General features: G+C 41.8%; 18 protein-coding genes. 16 read left to right on the forward strand and 2 right to left on the reverse strand.

Features of this window, described 5'->3' with window-relative positions; all coding sequences use genetic code 11:
• Nucleotides 1-6: 6 nt before the first annotated feature.
• The 6 genes from ACYZ0U_RS01965 to ACYZ0U_RS01990 all read left to right on the forward strand — a co-directional run bounded on the left by ACYZ0U_RS01965 (nucleotide 7) and on the right by ACYZ0U_RS01990 (nucleotide 7,408).
• Nucleotides 7-894, forward strand: coding sequence for a glucosaminidase domain-containing protein (locus tag ACYZ0U_RS01965; protein WP_461449258.1), 888 nt, complete (start codon nucleotides 7-9; stop codon nucleotides 892-894).
• 141 nt (nucleotides 895-1,035) lie between these two features.
• Nucleotides 1,036-1,719 (forward strand): hypothetical protein, encoded by a 684-nt coding sequence (locus ACYZ0U_RS01970; protein ID WP_461449260.1) that lies wholly within the window; start codon nucleotides 1,036-1,038, stop codon nucleotides 1,717-1,719.
• Between the two features lie 31 nt (nucleotides 1,720-1,750).
• Entirely contained in the window at nucleotides 1,751-2,800 is a 1,050-nt protein-coding gene (locus tag ACYZ0U_RS01975) for a DUF3078 domain-containing protein (RefSeq protein ID WP_461449262.1), read from the forward strand.
• 74 nt (nucleotides 2,801-2,874) lie between these two features.
• Entirely contained in the window at nucleotides 2,875-4,203 is a 1,329-nt protein-coding gene (ffh, locus tag ACYZ0U_RS01980) for a signal recognition particle protein (RefSeq protein WP_461449263.1), read from the forward strand.
• Nucleotides 4,204-4,206: 3 nt separating this feature from the next.
• Nucleotides 4,207-5,796 (forward strand): M1 family metallopeptidase, encoded by a 1,590-nt coding sequence (locus ACYZ0U_RS01985; RefSeq protein WP_461449264.1) that lies wholly within the window; start codon nucleotides 4,207-4,209, stop codon nucleotides 5,794-5,796.
• Nucleotides 5,797-5,869: 73 nt separating this feature from the next.
• Nucleotides 5,870-7,408 carry a YifB family Mg chelatase-like AAA ATPase gene (locus ACYZ0U_RS01990; protein WP_461449267.1) on the forward strand — a complete coding sequence of 513 codons (1,539 nt, stop codon included), beginning with the start codon at nucleotides 5,870-5,872 and terminating at the stop codon, nucleotides 7,406-7,408.
• 98 nt (nucleotides 7,409-7,506) lie between these two features.
• Here the strand turns inward: ACYZ0U_RS01990 and ACYZ0U_RS01995 are convergent, their stop codons facing one another.
• Nucleotides 7,507-7,920, reverse strand: coding sequence for a VOC family protein (locus ACYZ0U_RS01995; RefSeq protein WP_461449269.1), 414 nt, complete (start codon nucleotides 7,918-7,920; stop codon nucleotides 7,507-7,509).
• Nucleotides 7,921-8,091: 171 nt separating this feature from the next.
• Between ACYZ0U_RS01995 and ACYZ0U_RS02000 the strand changes: the two genes are divergently transcribed.
• The 3 genes from ACYZ0U_RS02000 to ACYZ0U_RS02010 all read left to right on the forward strand — a co-directional run bounded on the left by ACYZ0U_RS02000 (nucleotide 8,092) and on the right by ACYZ0U_RS02010 (nucleotide 9,852).
• The gene (locus ACYZ0U_RS02000) at nucleotides 8,092-8,676 is read left to right on the forward strand and encodes a Crp/Fnr family transcriptional regulator (RefSeq protein WP_461449271.1); all 585 of its coding nucleotides are present in this window, start codon (nucleotides 8,092-8,094) and stop codon (nucleotides 8,674-8,676) included.
• A 97-nt stretch (nucleotides 8,677-8,773) separates the two neighbouring features.
• Entirely contained in the window at nucleotides 8,774-9,526 is a 753-nt protein-coding gene (locus ACYZ0U_RS02005) for an SDR family oxidoreductase (RefSeq protein WP_461449273.1), read from the forward strand.
• Between the two features lie 32 nt (nucleotides 9,527-9,558).
• A complete protein-coding gene (locus ACYZ0U_RS02010) occupies nucleotides 9,559-9,852 on the forward strand; it encodes a putative quinol monooxygenase (protein ID WP_461449275.1) in 294 nt (97 codons plus the stop codon).
• A 370-nt stretch (nucleotides 9,853-10,222) separates the two neighbouring features.
• Here ACYZ0U_RS02010 and ACYZ0U_RS02015 read toward each other — a convergent pair whose 3' ends face one another.
• Nucleotides 10,223-11,881: a glutamine--tRNA ligase/YqeY domain fusion protein gene (locus ACYZ0U_RS02015; RefSeq protein WP_461449277.1), complete on the reverse strand. Its 1,659-nt coding sequence runs from the start codon at nucleotides 11,879-11,881 to the stop codon at nucleotides 10,223-10,225.
• A gap of 205 nt (nucleotides 11,882-12,086) precedes the next feature.
• Between ACYZ0U_RS02015 and ACYZ0U_RS02020 the strand changes: the two genes are divergently transcribed.
• The 7 genes from ACYZ0U_RS02020 to ACYZ0U_RS02050 all read left to right on the forward strand — a co-directional run bounded on the left by ACYZ0U_RS02020 (nucleotide 12,087) and on the right by ACYZ0U_RS02050 (nucleotide 16,855).
• A complete protein-coding gene (locus ACYZ0U_RS02020) occupies nucleotides 12,087-12,251 on the forward strand; it encodes a DUF559 domain-containing protein (RefSeq protein ID WP_461449279.1) in 165 nt (54 codons plus the stop codon).
• Complete coding sequence (locus ACYZ0U_RS02025; protein ID WP_461449996.1) at nucleotides 12,212-12,415, forward strand: DUF559 domain-containing protein; 204 nt, start codon at nucleotides 12,212-12,214, stop codon at nucleotides 12,413-12,415. The genes ACYZ0U_RS02020 and ACYZ0U_RS02025 overlap by 40 nt, the downstream gene beginning before the upstream one ends.
• A gap of 94 nt (nucleotides 12,416-12,509) precedes the next feature.
• Complete coding sequence (locus ACYZ0U_RS02030; RefSeq protein WP_461449281.1) at nucleotides 12,510-12,929, forward strand: cobalamin B12-binding domain-containing protein; 420 nt, start codon at nucleotides 12,510-12,512, stop codon at nucleotides 12,927-12,929.
• An 8-nt stretch (nucleotides 12,930-12,937) separates the two neighbouring features.
• A complete protein-coding gene (locus tag ACYZ0U_RS02035) occupies nucleotides 12,938-13,720 on the forward strand; it encodes an enoyl-CoA hydratase-related protein (protein ID WP_461449283.1) in 783 nt (260 codons plus the stop codon).
• Nucleotides 13,721-13,889: 169 nt separating this feature from the next.
• The gene (locus tag ACYZ0U_RS02040; protein WP_461449285.1) at nucleotides 13,890-14,501 is read left to right on the forward strand and encodes a hypothetical protein; all 612 of its coding nucleotides are present in this window, start codon (nucleotides 13,890-13,892) and stop codon (nucleotides 14,499-14,501) included.
• 248 nt (nucleotides 14,502-14,749) lie between these two features.
• Nucleotides 14,750-15,334 (forward strand): hypothetical protein, encoded by a 585-nt coding sequence (locus tag ACYZ0U_RS02045; protein WP_461449287.1) that lies wholly within the window; start codon nucleotides 14,750-14,752, stop codon nucleotides 15,332-15,334.
• A gap of 93 nt (nucleotides 15,335-15,427) precedes the next feature.
• Nucleotides 15,428-16,855, forward strand: coding sequence for a sigma-54-dependent transcriptional regulator (locus ACYZ0U_RS02050; protein WP_461449289.1), 1,428 nt, complete (start codon nucleotides 15,428-15,430; stop codon nucleotides 16,853-16,855).

Below are 16,855 nucleotides of genomic sequence, written 5' to 3' on the forward strand. Positions count from 1 at the left end.
ATTATTTTGGCTGAACTTTTTCTTTTACCAAGTTTAGCTATAATGCGCAAAACAGGACTTTTATTTTTATCGCTTTTGGCTTTTAGCGCCTGTGCGCCACACAGGATGACCGAAACGCCCAATGTTAACACGATAAGCGACAGGCAGGCTGAACGAAACAATCGCGAGATCCAGGAAGAACATCGTGATGCTATCAACAGCTATCAATCTTACACATCGTTACAATACATCGATCGCTTTAAAACTATCGCCATACAAGAAATGAACTTGTACGGCATTCCGGCAAGTATTACCCTGGCACAGGGTTTATACGAATCCGGAAGCGGGAATAGCGAACTCGCAAAAAATGCTAACAATCACTTCGGCATAAAATGTAACAGCGGCTGGACAGGTAGAAGCTACTATAAAGATGATGATAATAAAAACGATTGCTTTAGGGTTTATGATACCCCCGAAGAATCGTTTCGGGATCATTCCAACTTCCTGAAAAGAAAAAATTACGCGCATTTATTTGAGCTGGATAAAAACGATTACGAGGGCTGGGCTTATGGTTTAAAAGCTGCCGGTTATGCAACAAATCCGAAATATCCGCAAATATTGATTGGTATTATTCAAAAATATAACCTCGATCAGTATGATCGTCCTGAAGGCACGGTTCAAAAAATAAAACGCGAAGACAGGGTATTTAAGCAGATCAATCAAAATATAGGCAAAGCGGACCAGGATTCAATTGTAAAGGCAACTCCCGCAAGTAAATTATATACCGTGCAAACCGGCGATACACTATATAACATATCAAAACGTTTTGACTTAACTATTGATGAATTAAAAACCTTAAATAGCATGGCTGATAATAATATTAAGATAGGCCAAAAATTAGTTATATCAAAATGAGCATGTTAATAAGTATTAAATAGTATGGGAATGCTTCGGCAAGCGTGTAGTTTTGATTCAGTTATGAAGTTGGGGTTAATGATTTTGTTCTTAACATGTTGTACAAATACTTTTTCTCAGGAAAAAACGATTGACGGTATTGTGTTTGACAAAGGAACAGGCGCAAGGATAGCAGAAGTAAATGTATTGAATACAAGCACAGGTAAGTCTGGCTATAACAACCTACAGGCTGAATACCATATTGATGCCCGTATTGGCGATGTGCTGATATTTACTAAGCAAAACTATTTTGCAGATACGGTAAAGGTAAAAGATTATAGTTCGCTTGCGGTATATTTAAACCGGAGCGCAATTCAATTGCAGCAGGTAAATGTGCAGGCCGGGCCAATTACCCCCGAGCAAAGATTAGCGGCGACCAAACGCGATTATACAAAGATTTATGGCTTGCTTGGAGATAAAGATCTCTTGTCAGTTTCGCCGGGCGAAGGTGCGGGTATCAGTATAGATGCGTTGTATAACATGTTTAGCCGCGAAGGCCGGAATGCGGAAAAGCTACGCCAAACCATACAAAATGATTATTATCAAAATGTTATTGACTATAGATTTAACCGGGCACTGGTTACGCGCATAACCGGGTTAAATGATCCGCAATTAACGGAGTTTATGCGCCGTTATCGCCCGGGTTATTACTTTGTAATTGCCAGCAGCGAATATGATTTTGTAGCATCGATAAAAGCAAACTATCGCCGCTATTTGCGCAGGCCCAAAACAGCCTATACATTGCCACCGTTAGTAACACCCGCAGGCCCCCCAGCCAATAAATAAATTAAGCAGGGATTAATTTTATGTTTTTTTATTGAAAAAGAAGATTTTAGCTTTTCTTTGCATCAGGATGTTTATAAAAAAGGCTTCAGTCTTCATATTTTCAATAATTGCCTTTTCAGCATTGGCTGCTTCGGCGCAAAAAGCAGACAGCGTAAAAAGAGACAGCGTAAAAGTTGATACCACCCTGTTAAATAAATATCGTATTGAGCCCGGAAAAAATGCGTTGCCCGTTCGTGTTAGGCCAATCCAGGTTAATCCTGTAAGTATTCCGGTTACTTTGCCCGATTATAAATTTAGCTACTGGCACAAAAACGTATTGTTCAATATCAATTTTAACCAGGCTGCATTTACTGATAACTGGACGGGTGGCGGTACCAGTAACGTAGCGCTAAATACCAATTTTGATTTTAGAGCAGAATACAATAAATCGCCACTGGATTACACTACAGAGGTGAATTTAATCTATGGTACATCTAAAGTTAAAGGCGAAGGCTTCAGAAAAACAAACGACCGAATTTTTTACGATAATAAATTAGCGACCCAATTATCAAAGCATTGGCTGTTTTTCGGCTCATTAACTTTTGAGTCGCAGTTTGACAATGGCTACACCTACCAGGATCCATTGCCCCCATTGTTGATATCAAAATTCATGTCGCCGGGTTATTTAACAGAATCTGCCGGTGTGGAATATAAACCTAACAAATGGTTCGACCTGCGATTAGGTGCGGCAACCGCCAGGCAAACATTTGTATTAGATACCACCATTTATAAAAACCAAACGGATAACTATGGTGTAACAATTGATCATACAATATTTAACCAGATCGCGTTCCAGGGCGTTGCTACTGTTGATAAAGACCTGATGCCGAACTTGCACATAACAGCACGTTATGCCTTGTTTATACCCTATACTCAATCGCTGGCTTATATTAGTCATCGTATTGATGCAACACTGGTTGCCAAAGTAAACAGAATAATAGCTGTTACCTTAAACGGTAGCTTCCTTTATGATAAAAATACCGCTCCGCAAGCACAGGCTACCGAAGGTTTAGGTTTGGGCGCTATTTATAAATTTCCATGATCAAATGCATTTAAGCCGATTGGTTTAAAATCTTAACTTTGCATTCTTGAAAACGATTAAAGAGCTGAATAATAATGTTTGAAAATTTATCGGATAAACTCGACAGGGCGTTTAAAGTCCTGAAAGGACAGGGTACAATTACTGAAATAAACGTGGCTGAAACCATGAAGGAAATACGCAAAGCCCTTCTGGATGCCGACGTTAACTATAAAACTGCCAAAGCATTTACAGATGATGTGAGGCAAAAAGCCTTAGGCGAAAACGTATTAACCGCTGTATCGCCGGGCCAGTTGCTTACTAAGATCATGAATGATGAGCTGGCAGCCTTAATGGGTGGCAGTACTGCTGAACTGGAGTTTTCAGGATCGCTAACTATTATTTTGATTGCGGGCTTGAATGGTGCGGGTAAAACCACGTTTACCGGTAAACTGGCCAATTATCTAAAAATACAAAAAAATAAAAAGCCATTATTGGTGGCCGATGATATTTACCGCCCCGCGGCGATAGACCAGTTGGAGGTTTTAGGTCTGCAGATCGGTGTTCCGGTTTATTCGAACCGTGAATCGAAAGATCCTATCGCGATAGCAAAAGAAGGTATCGCGTTGGCAAAACAAAACGGGCATAATGTCGTGATCATTGATACCGCCGGCCGTTTATCCATCGATGAAGCCATGATGGTGGAAATTGAGCAGGTAAAGGACGCGGTTAAGCCACACGAGATACTGTTTGTAGTGGATGCTATGACCGGGCAAGATGCCGTGAACACAGCGAAAGTATTCAACGACCGTTTGGACTTTACAGGTGTTGTGTTAACCAAGTTGGATGGTGATACCCGAGGTGGTGCTGCGCTATCGATTAAATCGGTGGTTAACAAGCCTATCAAATTTATTGGTACCGGCGAGAAGATGGAAGCGCTTGACGTTTTCCACCCGGATCGTATGGCATCAAGGATCCTGGGCATGGGTGACGTGGTTTCCCTGGTTGAACGCGCGCAACAGCAGTTTGACGAGAAGGAAGCTGCCGAACTGCAGAAGAAGATCCGCAAGAATAAATTCGATTTTAACGACTTTTATAGCCAGATCCAGCAGATCAAAAAAATGGGTAACATGAAGGACCTGATGGGCATGATACCGGGTGTTGGCAAAATGATGAAAGATGTGGAAGTTGATGACAATGCCTTTAAAGGAATAGAAGCCATCATCCAATCCATGACGCCGTACGAAAAAGCGAACCCGGATACCATTAACCAAAGCAGGCGTAACCGCATTGCCAAAGGATCGGGCACCAACCTGACTGAGGTAAACCGTTTAATAAAACAGTTTGACGATATGCGTAAGGTGATGAAACAAATGAGCAACCCGGCAGCAATGGCCAGCATGATGCGCCGTATGCCTAAAATGTAAGTAATGCAAAAAAGCCTTGTATATTTCGGATCGATATTATTTCTATTTTCTGCATCGTCAGTAAAAGCGCAGGTGACATTTCCAAACCAGGATGTGCAGCACTATAAATTTAATATAGCGCTTAATGATGAAAACGATAATATAAAAGGCAAAGCAGAGGTTACCATAAAATTTACCGGCAATGTTAATGAGCCGGAGCTGAATCTGGTTAAAAAGAAGGCTACCGGAAAAGGTATGCTGGTTTCATCTGTTAGCGAAGATAGTAAGGCGCTAAAATTTGTACAGGATAGCGATATGGTGCACATCCTATCGCCTGCAAGAAAAAACACAGAACATACATACACCATTAATTATTCAGGGATACCTGCCGATGGATTGATCATCTCGGTAAATAAGCACGGGCACCGTACATTTTTTGGGGATAACTGGCCAAACCGGGCGCATAACTGGCTGCCTTGTGCCGACTACCCAAGCGATAAGGCAACCCTTGATTTTATAGTTACCGCGCCTGATCATTATCAGGTGGTATCAAACGGATTGAAGATCGAGGAAAAGCAATTATCCAATCATTTAAAACTTACGCACTGGAAAGAGAGCGAACCATTAGCGCCAAAGTTAATGGTAATTGGCGTTGCAGAATTTGCCATCCAGCAATCAGGAATTGTAAATGGCGTACCGGTTTATACTTATGTTTTTCCGGAAGATAAAGTCAATGGCTTTAAGAATTATGCTTACGCGCCGGACATCCTAAAATTCTACGATGCTAAATTAGGCTTATATGATTACGAGAAATTAGCCAATGTACAATCCAAAACCATATACGGTGGTATGGAAAACGCCAGCGCTATTTTTTATTATGAGAACTCGCCTGATGCGGGCAGGGCTGATGAGGAATTACAGGCTCACGAGATAGGCCACCAATGGTTTGGCGATGCTGTAACAGAGAAAAGCTGGAAGAACCTTTGGCTGAGCGAAGGCTTTGCAACTTATATGACCAACTGCTATTTGGAAAACAAATACGGCATTGATACCTTAAAAAAACGCGAAGCGTTTGACCGTGATAAAGTGATAAAGTTCGAAAAGCACCGTTATACGCCGGTTGTTGATACTGCCGTAAAAAGCAATTTTGAGCAATTGCTAAATGCTAATAGCTACGAAAAAGGCAGCTGGAGTTTACACATGCTTCGTCGTAAAATTGGTGACAACGTGTTTTGGAAAGGCCTACGCACATATTATGCTGAGTACAAAAACAAGAATGCCAACACTGCTGATTTAGAGGATGTAATGGAACATATTGGCGGGCAAGACCTGCATACTTTCTTTAGCCAATGGATCTATAATGCCGGTCATCCGGAATTAGGAATTGTTTGGAGTTATCATGCTGATAAAAAAGCTGTTAAAATTACCATCACCCAAAAACAAACTAATTTGTTTGAGTTCCCGATACAGTTGAGTATTGATGGTAAATTGTACACGATAGATATTAAAGGGAAAGTAGCTACAGCAAGCTTTCCATCCAACACAAAACCAACCACAGTTATAGCAGATCCGAATGTTGATCTGTTGGCGGGCTTTGATGTGAATGAACAATAAGCATCAATAAAGTATTTCATTTTATCCCTCAAAATAAAATCAATATCTTACGCGCTGAATAAACTTTATCAGCGTGTTAGTTAAAACTTTTGGGAGCGCGGTTTATGGCATCGAGGCCATAACAATTACAATTGAGGTGAATATTTTGCCCGGTACTAAATTCTTTATAGTCGGGCTGGCGGATACTGCCATTAAAGAAAGTTATTTCAGGATAGAATCAGCGTTAAAAAGCTCCGGCTATAAAATGCCGCGGCAACAGGTAGTGGTGAACATGGCTCCTGCTGATATCCGCAAAGAAGGCTCTTCCTATGACCTAACCATCGCCACCGCTATCCTGGCTGCATCAGGACAAATAGAAACAGAAGAGTTAGACAAATACCTGATCATGGGGGAGCTTTCGCTTGACGGAAGCCTGCAGCCGATTAAAGGCGCTTTGCCTATCGCGATCCAGGCACGTAAGGACGGTTTCAAAGGGTTTATCCTACCCAAACAAAATGCCCGCGAAGCGGCCATTGTAAATGATATTGAAGTATACGGCGTTGAAACCATAAAGCAGGTTGCCGACTTTTTTAATGGCGATGCCAAACTGGAGCGCGAAATAGTAAACACCAGAGAAGAATTTTACGACAGCCTTTGCAATTACGATAGCGATTTTAGTGAAGTAAAAGGCCAGGAAAATATAAAACGGGCCTTAGAGATTGCTGCTGCCGGAGGCCATAACGTGATATTGATCGGTCCGCCGGGGGCTGGTAAAACGATGCTTGCACGAAGGTTGCCATCTATATTGCCACCATTAAGTTTGTACGAATCTTTAGAAACGACCAAGATCCATTCGGTAGCAGGTAAACTTTCCGCTGCAGATGCATTGGTAACGGTTAGACCATTCAGATCTCCCCACCATACGATTTCGGACGTCGCTTTAGTCGGCGGGGGAACAAATCCCGCGCCGGGCGAAATCTCACTTGCCCATAATGGCGTATTGTTCCTGGATGAATTGCCGGAGTTTAAGCGCAGCGTATTGGAAGTAATGCGCCAGCCTTTAGAGGAACGCAAGGTAAATATTTCTCGTGCTAAATTTTCCGTGGATTACCCTTGCAGTTTTATGCTGGTAACAAGCATGAACCCCTGCCCCTGCGGTTATTATAATCACCCGGAAAAGGAATGTACTTGTCCGCCCGGAGCGGTGCAAAAATATATGAGTAAGATCTCTGGCCCGCTGCTGGACAGGATCGACCTGCATGTGGAAGTAACGCCCGTCAATTTCAGCGAGCTATCCAGCGACCGCCTTGCTGAAAAAAGTGAGCTTATCCGCGAGCGGGTGATCACGGCGCGGAATATCCAGATAGAACGTTTTGGGGATAAACCTGATCTGCATGCCAATGCGCAAATGTCGCCGCAAATGGTGCGCGATATTTGCAAAATAACCGAAGCCGGGCAAAACCTGCTAAAGAAAGCAATGGAGAAACTCGGATTATCTGCCCGGGCTTATGACCGCATATTGAAAGTTTCCCGCACCATAGCCGACCTTGCCGGAAGTGAGGATATTAAGATGGAGCATTTGGCCGAGGCAATACATTTCAGGAGTTTGGATAGAGAGGGTTGGGCGGGATAAATGGAGTCGAGACGCAGTCTCGGTGCATAGTGGTCCGTAGTTGGAAACTACGGACAGCGGATAGCATACTTATAACAGATGTGTTTTGTAGGTAAATATTATTTCATCCTCCCCATAGCCATAAACAAGGCATTCCAGCGATGCCCGTCCAGGTCGGTAAAGCCGCAGCCGTATAGCCAGCCATCTTTTTCGGCGGGTTGGGCAAATACCATTCCGCCGGCGGCTTCGGCATCTTGGGCAACCTGGTCAACTTTTTCGCGGGTTTCTACCTGGAAAGAGAATAATACTTCGGTGCCTTGCGTGGTATTGGAAATTGGGTTTTGGGTGAAGCTTGCAAACTGGCTATCCTGAAACAACATCACCACCACTTTTTTGCTGCCAACCTGCATTGGGGCAGATGTTAGTGTAAAGCCCGGGCTGTTTTTAGTAAATGAAAAACCGATCGCTTCAAAAAACGGGATCGACTTTTTCAGATCCTTTACCGGCAGGTTTATCCATAGGTCATTTATCATCGCAGTAATTATTGGTTATTGAAGATAGCTTATTAAACTAAAATTTCAAAGAGCAGTTATCATCTTTCAGCTTGAAGCGGGTGTTTCACCGCGGGGTGCAGGAAATAATACACCAAAAAGTAAATCTTTATTCAATCCCTTTGAACATTGCATCATTCTCCCTTTATTTACATGATGAGCAAGGAATCATTAAAGGAGCATATTTTAAAGAAGGTGCAGTTATCCGATGAGGAAATGGACCTATTCCTTTCTTATTTCAAGGAGAAAAAGGTAAAAAAGAAACAAATTATCATTCTTCCGGAATCTGTTGCTAAATATCGCTCCTACGTTGTCAAAGGCGCTTTCCGCTCCTATGTGATAGATGAGAATGGCACTGAACATACCATCCAGTTTGCCATAGAGGATTGGTGGATCTCGGATTATAACAGCTATATCCTGCAACAGCCGGCTACCATGTTTGTGGTTGCGTTGGAGGATAGTATTGTATTGCAGATAGACCATGAAAGCGAAGAAAAGCTGAAAGCCTCGGCACATGTTTATGAAACATTTTTCCGGATCATGGCCGAAAGGTCTGCCGCTTATCATCAGCGGCGGGTAATGTCCAATCTAATTCAAAACGCGGAGCAACGCTATTTTAGTTTTATGGAACGTTACGCCAGTATCGCTTATCGTGTGCCCCAATATTCGCTGGCGTCCTATTTAGGCATGACCACGCAATTCCTTTCCAAGATCCGCAGTAAAAGCCTGAAAAGTTAATCTACATTCACCTGATTTTGTAAGCTGGTTTATCTTTTAATAGCCACTATACGGGCAACTTTGTATTGTAAATTTTATACAAAAACAAGCAAAGATCATGTCATTAAAATTAGAAAACAAAGTAGCTGTAATTACCGGCGGCAGTTCAGGAATAGGATTAGCAACCGCTAAATTATTTGCCGCCCAGGGCGCAAAAGTTGCTATCACCGGTCGTAACAAAGAAAATTTAGATAAAGCAGTAGCTGAAATAGGCAACGGTGCAATCGGCGTTCAAAATGATTCAGCCAGCCTTGCTGACCTTGACCGCCTTTATTTTACTGTCGAAGAAAAACTTGGCCGTATAGATGTGCTTATTGCTAATGCGGCAGTTTACATGCTTGCGCCATTAGCTGATTTTACTGAGGAAATGTTTGACCAGCAAAGCAATGTTAACTTTAAAGGAACTTTCTTTACCGTTCAAAAAGCATTGCCTTATTTGAATGATGGCGCGGCTATCGTATTAATATCATCTGTTGTAAATGAAAAGGGCATCCCGAACCATTCCTCTTATGCGGCAACAAAGGCAGCGGTACGCTCACTGGGTAGAAGTTTCTCAGCAGAATTATTGCCTCGTGGTATCCGTGTAAATGTGATCACTCCTGGCCCGGTTGATACCAATGTGTTTGCTACAGTAACTTCTACAAAAGAAGAGGCTGACGCTTTTAAAGCAAACATGGCAGCATTTACACCAATTAAGCGTGTAGGCAAATCCGAAGAGATAGCCGCCGCGGCATTATATCTTTCAACACAGGACTCGGCCTTTATGGTTGGCGCTGAATTATTGATCGATGGCGGATTGCGTTCCCTGTAATCCATTAACCCCGATTGTTAATCAAAACAGAAATGGTGAAATTTGCATTATTAGCCCGCTTAGAAGCTAAGCCGGGAAAAGAACAAGAGGTAGCCGACTTTATCAAAAGCGCATTACCGCTTGCTCAGCAGGAAACGCAAACGATCAGCTGGTATGCTTTACAAATTGGCCCCTCTACCTTTGGAATCTTCGACACATTTGAAAATGAAAAAGGCAGAATAGCCCATTTGGGCGGACAAATTGCAGCCGCGCTAATGGCTAAGGCTCCGGAATTGTTGGCAATAACTCCTGTTATTGAACAAGTAGACCTACTTGCAGTAAAATAAAATAGAAAAGCTTTGGGCAAAAGCCCGGGGCTTTCTTTTTGATGTGTTTAAATCCCAATTTATTAAATTAAAATTTTCAAAGAACGGATTTCGCTCTTTCACAAGAGCCTTACCGGTACTTTCAAATTTCGGGAAATTGTTTGAGAAAAGTACTGACACTGTTTGTCAGTACTGTAAGTGATTTACTTCTTTACAATCTTATAATTGCGGTATTCCCTTATGCTACAACCAGTAAGGTAAAATACCGCCAACAGGAAACGGCGCTTGAAGTAATCCGCAGACTTTCATAAGGCTTAATGTGCTCAATATTACAAAAAAGACTTTAGCCGTGAATGGCTAAAGTCTTTTAAAAAACGAATGTCTCGTATACTTATTTCTTAACCCAGCCGTCTTTCAATGTAACCGTACGGTTAAATACCAATTTATCTGCAGTGGAATGTTTATCTAAAGTGAAATAACCTTTGCGCATAAACTGATAGCCAACGCCAACTTCGGCTTTTGCCAATTCAGGCTCAATGTAAGCTGTTTTTATAATTTGCAGGCTGTTCGGGTTCAAGTATTCTTTAAAGTCGCCATCTTCGTTTGATGGGTCTTCAACCTGGAACAAGCGGTCGTATAAACGAACTTCAGCAGTTTTTGCATGCGGTACGCTCACCCAATGGATGGTGCCTTTTACGTTGATACCGCTGGTATCGGCACCTGATTTTGATTCGGGCAGGTAAACACAATGCACTTCGGTTACGTTACCATCGGCATCCTTAACAAAGCTTTCGCATCTAACAATGTAAGCGTTTTTTAAACGAACCATTAGCCCAACACCTAAGCGGAAGAACTTTTTAGGCGGCTCTTCCATAAAATCCTCACGCTCTATCCACAATTCCTTGCTGAATGGGAATTCCCTGCTGCCGTCGCCATCTTCTGCCTCGGGATTATTCTCGCCGTGCATAATTTCAATTTGGTCATCAGGATAATTGGTTAACACCAATTTTATTGGGTCGAGTACCGCCATACGGCGCCAGGCGGTTTTATTTAAATCCTCGCGAATGCAGAACTCCAATAAACTAACGTCTATCATGTTCTCGCGCTTAGCCACACCAATACGCTCACAAAACTCGCGGATGGATGCCGGGGTATAACCACGTCGGCGCAAACCGCTGATGGTCGGCATGCGCGGATCGTCCCAGTCTTCAACATGTCCTTCAGTTACCAATTGCAGCAGCTTGCGCTTGCTCATTACGGTGTAAGTCATGTTCAGGCGGGCAAACTCGTATTGTTTGGATGGGAAAATATTCAGCTTATCAATAAACCACTCATATAAAGGCCTGTGCGGGATGAACTCCAGCGTACAGATGGAATGTGTGATCTCCTCTATAGCATCCGATTCGCCATGGGCGAAATCATACATCGGATAAATGCACCAGGCATCGCCGGTACGGTGGTGATGCGCGTGTTTTATGCGGTACATCAAAGGGTCGCGCAAATGCATATTGGGCGAAGCCAGGTCTATCTTGGCGCGAAGCACCTTTGCACCATCCGGGTATTTGCCGGCCTTCATTTCCTCAAACAAAAACAAATTTTCCTCAATGCTGCGGCTGCGGTATTGGTTTGGTGTGCCGGCTTCGGTTGGTGTGCCTTTTTGTGACGCGATCTCTTCGGGGCTGCTGTCATCTACATAAGCCAAGCCTGCTTTTATCAGCGTAACCGCGAAATTGTAAATGGTATCGAAATAATCTGAAGCGTAAAGCTCCTTCGCCCATTCAAAGCCAAGCCATTTTACATCGGCTTTAATACTGTCTACGTATTCAGTTTCCTCTTTGGTTGGATTGGTATCATCAAAGCGAAGATTGGTTTTGCCATTATACTTTTTTGCCAATCCAAAGTTTAAGCAAATGGATTTGGCATGGCCTATATGCAGGTAACCGTTAGGCTCCGGCGGGAAACGGGTAAGCACCCTGCCGCCGTTTTTACCGGCTGCAATATCTTCTTCAACAATCTCTTCTAAAAAATTTAATGATCTCTCTTCGCTCATAGGGTAGCAAAAATAAGAAAAAATGTTTACCCCCCATCTGCCCGGCCTCCCCCTAAATTTAAGCGTGTTTAAAAGCGTCGAACTTGCCACCTGTTTTTACTCCCTCTGTCTTCTTCATCGACACCTCCCCCTAAATTAGGGGGAGGCTGGTTGAGGGTAAAATAATATGCTTGGTAAATAACATGCTATTCTCTATCTTCCATCCATGAACCCCGTTACCGACCTACGCCGTCAACTTCGCAATAACCAAACACCGGCTGAAAAAATATTATGGGAAGCATTACGACGGCGTAATATCAATGGTGAAAAATTCTTGCGTCAATTTCCATTATTCATTATAAGCGGCTTTGTAAGCGGTCGTTTTACATAGCAGATTTTTATAGCGCGAATTTTAAATTGGTTATTGAGGTTGATGGTCCCATTCATTTATTAAAAAAGGAATATGATGCCAACCGTGATCTGATAATGCAAAGCTGGGGCTTTAATATATTGCGCTTTACCAATGACGAGGTGATGTTGATGTTAATGCCGTAGTAAGACATATTGAAGATTATTTGTCAGTGCTTGCCAACAATTAACACCGTTTTCTTCTTACTTTTATCAAACAATTTATAACCCCGGTTTTACCATGAGTAATACCTTTAACCGACCAATTCGTGTTTTAGTTGCCAAGGTTGGCCTTGATGGGCATGATCGTGGCGCGCGTATTATTGCCACTTCGCTGCGCGATGCGGGTATGGAAGTGATTTATACCGGCCTGCGCCAAACGCCTGAAATGGTGGTGAACACCGCTTTACAGGAAGATGTGGATGCGATAGGTATATCTATCTTATCCGGTGCGCACATGACCGTCTTTCCAAAGATCATCAACCTGATCAAGGAAAAAGGAATGGACGATGTGCTGGTAACCGGCGGCGGCATTATACCGGGCGAGGATATGATCGAATTACAAAAACTGGGTGTAGGTGAACTCTTCCCGCCGGGAACAACTACTACCGAAATTGTTAAATATATAACCGACTGGGTGCACGCGCACCGTAATTTTTAATATCGACCATGGCTTTTGAAAACATTTTAGTTGAAAATAAAGGGCGTATCCAATATATCTTCATCAACCGTGAAAACAAGCTTAACGCCCTAAACAAGGCAACCCTTTCAGAATTACACGTAGCGCTTACCGATGCTTTTGCTGATGCGGGTGTTGGCGGGCTGATTATAACAGGTGCCGGGCAAAAGGCCTTTGTGGCCGGCGCCGATATTTCGGAATTTGCTTCATTCAATGCAGCGGCAGGCAGGCATTTGGCAGAAGAAGGTCAAACCAAGGTTTTTGATCTGATAGAGAATGCAACAAAGCCCGTAATAGCTGCTGTTAATGGCTTTGCCTTAGGCGGAGGATTGGAACTGGCTATGGCCTGCCATATCCGTATAGCATCTGATAATGCAAAAATGGGCCTGCCCGAAGTGACCTTGGGTTTAATACCCGGATATGGCGGTACACAACGCTTAACCCGCCTGGTAGGAAAAGGTAAAGCATTTGAAATGATACTGACAGCAGATATGATCTATGCCTCCGAGGCTTTGCAGATTGGTTTGGTTAACCATGTTGTAAGCCCGGACAGCCTGTTAAACAAAGCCGAAGAAATTTTGAATAAAATATTACTTCGGGCGCCTCTTGCTTTAGCTTCAGCCATCCGCGCTATCAATGCGGCCGACCATCCGGGCATTGATGGCTTTGCTACAGAGATAGATGAGTTTGGTAAATGCTTTGGAACAGAAGACCTTAAAGAAGGTGTTAGTGCATTTTTAGAAAAGCGTAAAGCTGAATTTTATGGGAAATAAGTCAGATAAATGTCACCTATGATAAACTAAATCTGTTTAGCTAAAATTTATCTTATTGTTAATCAATCGATTGATTATTCCTGACATTGGGATGAAAAAACTTAAATGATTTGTATAGTTACTTTGCAATGTGTTAACAAACACACAACAATTTAATAACATACAAATCATGAAAAATTCAATTAAAATTTCAGCATTAGCTTTAGCATTTGCTGCATTCACATTCAGTGCAAAAGCACAAAACACTACCCCAACTACAACATCTACCAGTACTACCACAGCATCAGGCATACGTTATAGCATAGGGGTTGACGCAGGTCTTCCAACTGGAAAATTATCAGATTCATACAACTGGAATCTTGGTGGTTCATTACAAGTTGATATCCCGGTAGTATCTAACAAATTATTTGTAACTGTTAACGCTGGTTACGATAATATTTTTGGTAAAAATGTTACAGTTACAACACCAGACGGTGCATTTACAGCAAAAGCACAAAACATTGAATTATTGCCGGTTAAAGCAGGTTTAAAATACTTTTTAGCAGGTAATTTTTATGTTCAAGGCGAAGCAGGTGCGGCATTTGTATTAGACAAATCTAAAATTGATGCCAACAACTCAGCGGCCTTTATTTACGCTCCGCAATTGGGTTACCAGTTTCAGTTAGGTGGTGGTAATTATATCGATGCAGGTGTACGTTACGAAGCAAGCACAAAATTAAACAGCGATGAAGATAACAGCAAAGTTAATTTTGTTGGTCTGCGTGTAGCTTATGGTTTCTAATCATATTTACCTATGATAATAAAGCGGGTACCGGGCAACCGGTACCCGCTTTTGTTTTGTACTGAATTTAGTATTTGATATTGTTTTTGAGTAAATAATAATCGCAATTTTATTATTACAAAGCTTTATATGTAAAAACTGATGTTAGCTTTGTAAAAAACTGTATTATTGCCGTAATAATTATTTACAGGCGACTATACGTTGTTAATTTATTGTACGTTTTAACAGCATTAATCTAAACATAGAAAATGGAAATCACTTTTAAAAAGGGTCTTGTTTTATTGGCATTTATATGCTTTACCGTTGGAGCTAAGGCGCAATACAGCGCAGTTCCGGATACAGCTCGCTTAAGCTTTGGTATTGACGGAATTAAAACCAATGGCGGCTTTAACACTGAATATAAATTTGCAGTAGGTGCATCAGCCCAATACGACTTGCCTTTAACCGAAAAGTTTTATTTCACAGCTAACTTAGGTTACCTTAATTTTGGTGCTAACAATAGTGCGGCAAACCCTTTGCATATTGAAAATGTTAGCTCATCATCCATGAGTATTGTCCCGCTTAAAGTTGGTATTAAATATTACCTTATCAGGACGTTTTACATACAAGGTGAAGCAGGCGAATCTCTTTTATTAAATAAATCCTCTGTTTATGGTATTGATCAAACAGGCTTAAATTATGATGGTCAGATTGGTATATTATTCAAACGAAAAGACAGAAAAAGCTTTATTGACGTAGGTATCAGGTATCAGCTAATGCAAAGCTACTATGGCGACGGCAATTATGGAACAATGTTTGGCGCCCGCATTGCTTATGCATTCAATCTTAAATAAAAAACCAAGGCATTTTTTCACAAAATCAGCAAGATTTAACAATTTTGTGTAATTTAACAGTTTAATACATTTACCTGTTAACAGTTTTGTGGTATGAAGAAAATACTCATCATTGATGATGAAGTTAATGTAGCGCTGTTATTATCAAAGTTTTTAACCCGTAACGGTTTCGACGTCCAAACAGCGTCAAACGGAACTACGGGTATGGAATGCCTTAAAAATGGCAGTTTTAACCTGGTATTATGTGATTTTAGGCTTGAGGACACCGATGGCCGCGAAATGTTGAAAAACATTAAACAGCAATACCCTCAAACCGGCGTTATCATTATAACAGGCTATTCTGATATAAAAATGGCTGTTGAGCTTATTAAAATGGGCGCCTATGATTACATCACAAAGCCCTTATACCCCGACGAAATATTAAATACCGTTAATAAGGCTATTGAAACGCAATACGCTTTGATGGAAGATTTGCATGATAACGGCCCGATAATAAGTAAATCAAAAGAGCAACGCAAAAATACACCTAACAATGAGTTTGTATTTGGCAACAGCCGTGCTTCTAAAGAGATCATAAGGCAGATTGACTTGGTTGCCCCTACAAATTATAGTGTAATTATTATAGGCGATAGCGGCACGGGTAAAGAAGCTGTTGCTAAAAGCATTCATATGAATAGTCCGCGCCACAACAATCCCTTTGTAGCAATGGATTGCGGATCATTAACCAAAGAACTTGCCGCAAGTGAATTCTTTGGCCACGAAAAAGGATCGTTCACGGGTGCGTTGTATACGAAGATCGGGCATTTTGAAATGGCTAATGGCGGAACTTTATTTTTGGATGAAGTTGGAAACCTATCTTATGATATACAGGCAGCCCTGCTGCGTACCGTTCAGGAGCGAAAGGTAAAAAGGATAGGCAGTACCAAAGAAATAGATCTTGATGTAAGAATTATTGTAGCGACCAATGAAAACCTGCAGGACAGTATTCAAAAGGGGCGTTTCAGAGAGGACCTGTACCATCGGTTTAATGAGTTTAGTATCCATATGCCTCCGTTAAGGGATCGCGGGAGCGATATCATGTTGCTGGCAGACCATTTTTTAGTGATTGCCAACCAGGAATTAAGCAGGAGTGTTTCTTCATTTTCTCCAGAAGTTGTGGAGTGTTTTATGAGCTATCGCTGGCCGGGGAACATCCGTGAGCTCAAAAATATTGTAAGGCGCGCTACATTATTAACGGAAGGCGACGAAATTATGATGAAAGCTCTTCCGCTTGAGATATCAAACAGGATGGCAGCATTTGACTACGGCGTTACAAACAACGGGTCGGCAATAAGCCAGTCAGAAAATATCGAGATAAAACAAAACCGGCACGATTTAAAGAACGCGGCACTTGAAGCAGAGTATGAAACAATTTTAAAAGTTTTAAAAGAAGTAAATTTTAATAAGACCAAAGCCGCCGAGATGCTTAAAATTGATAGGAAAACCCTATACAACAAAATGAAAGCTATTAATTTGAAATAG

Source organism: Mucilaginibacter sp. (genome assembly GCF_965225845.1).
Taxonomy (GTDB): Bacteria; Bacteroidota; Bacteroidia; order Sphingobacteriales; family Sphingobacteriaceae; genus Mucilaginibacter.

Bases quoted from the DNA above. Each gene is read 5' to 3' on its own strand.
- ffh (WP_461449263.1), top strand. From the start codon at position 2,875: ATGTTTGAAAATTTATCGGATAAACTCGACAGGGCGTTTAAAGTCCTG.
- ACYZ0U_RS01985 (WP_461449264.1), top strand. From the start codon at position 4,207: ATGCAAAAAAGCCTTGTATATTTCGGATCGATATTATTTCTATTTTCT.
- ACYZ0U_RS01995 (WP_461449269.1), bottom strand. From the start codon at position 7,920: ATGATAAATGACCTATGGATAAACCTGCCGGTAAAGGATCTGAAAAAG.
- ACYZ0U_RS02000 (WP_461449271.1), top strand. From the start codon at position 8,092: ATGATGAGCAAGGAATCATTAAAGGAGCATATTTTAAAGAAGGTGCAG.
- ACYZ0U_RS02005 (WP_461449273.1), top strand. From the start codon at position 8,774: ATGTCATTAAAATTAGAAAACAAAGTAGCTGTAATTACCGGCGGCAGT.
- ACYZ0U_RS02010 (WP_461449275.1), top strand. From the start codon at position 9,559: ATGGTGAAATTTGCATTATTAGCCCGCTTAGAAGCTAAGCCGGGAAAA.
- ACYZ0U_RS02015 (WP_461449277.1), bottom strand. From the start codon at position 11,881: ATGAGCGAAGAGAGATCATTAAATTTTTTAGAAGAGATTGTTGAAGAA.
- ACYZ0U_RS02020 (WP_461449279.1), top strand. From the start codon at position 12,087: ATGAACCCCGTTACCGACCTACGCCGTCAACTTCGCAATAACCAAACA.
- ACYZ0U_RS02030 (WP_461449281.1), top strand. From the start codon at position 12,510: ATGAGTAATACCTTTAACCGACCAATTCGTGTTTTAGTTGCCAAGGTT.
- ACYZ0U_RS02035 (WP_461449283.1), top strand. From the start codon at position 12,938: ATGGCTTTTGAAAACATTTTAGTTGAAAATAAAGGGCGTATCCAATAT.
- ACYZ0U_RS02040 (WP_461449285.1), top strand. From the start codon at position 13,890: ATGAAAAATTCAATTAAAATTTCAGCATTAGCTTTAGCATTTGCTGCA.
- ACYZ0U_RS02045 (WP_461449287.1), top strand. From the start codon at position 14,750: ATGGAAATCACTTTTAAAAAGGGTCTTGTTTTATTGGCATTTATATGC.
- ACYZ0U_RS02050 (WP_461449289.1), top strand. From the start codon at position 15,428: ATGAAGAAAATACTCATCATTGATGATGAAGTTAATGTAGCGCTGTTA.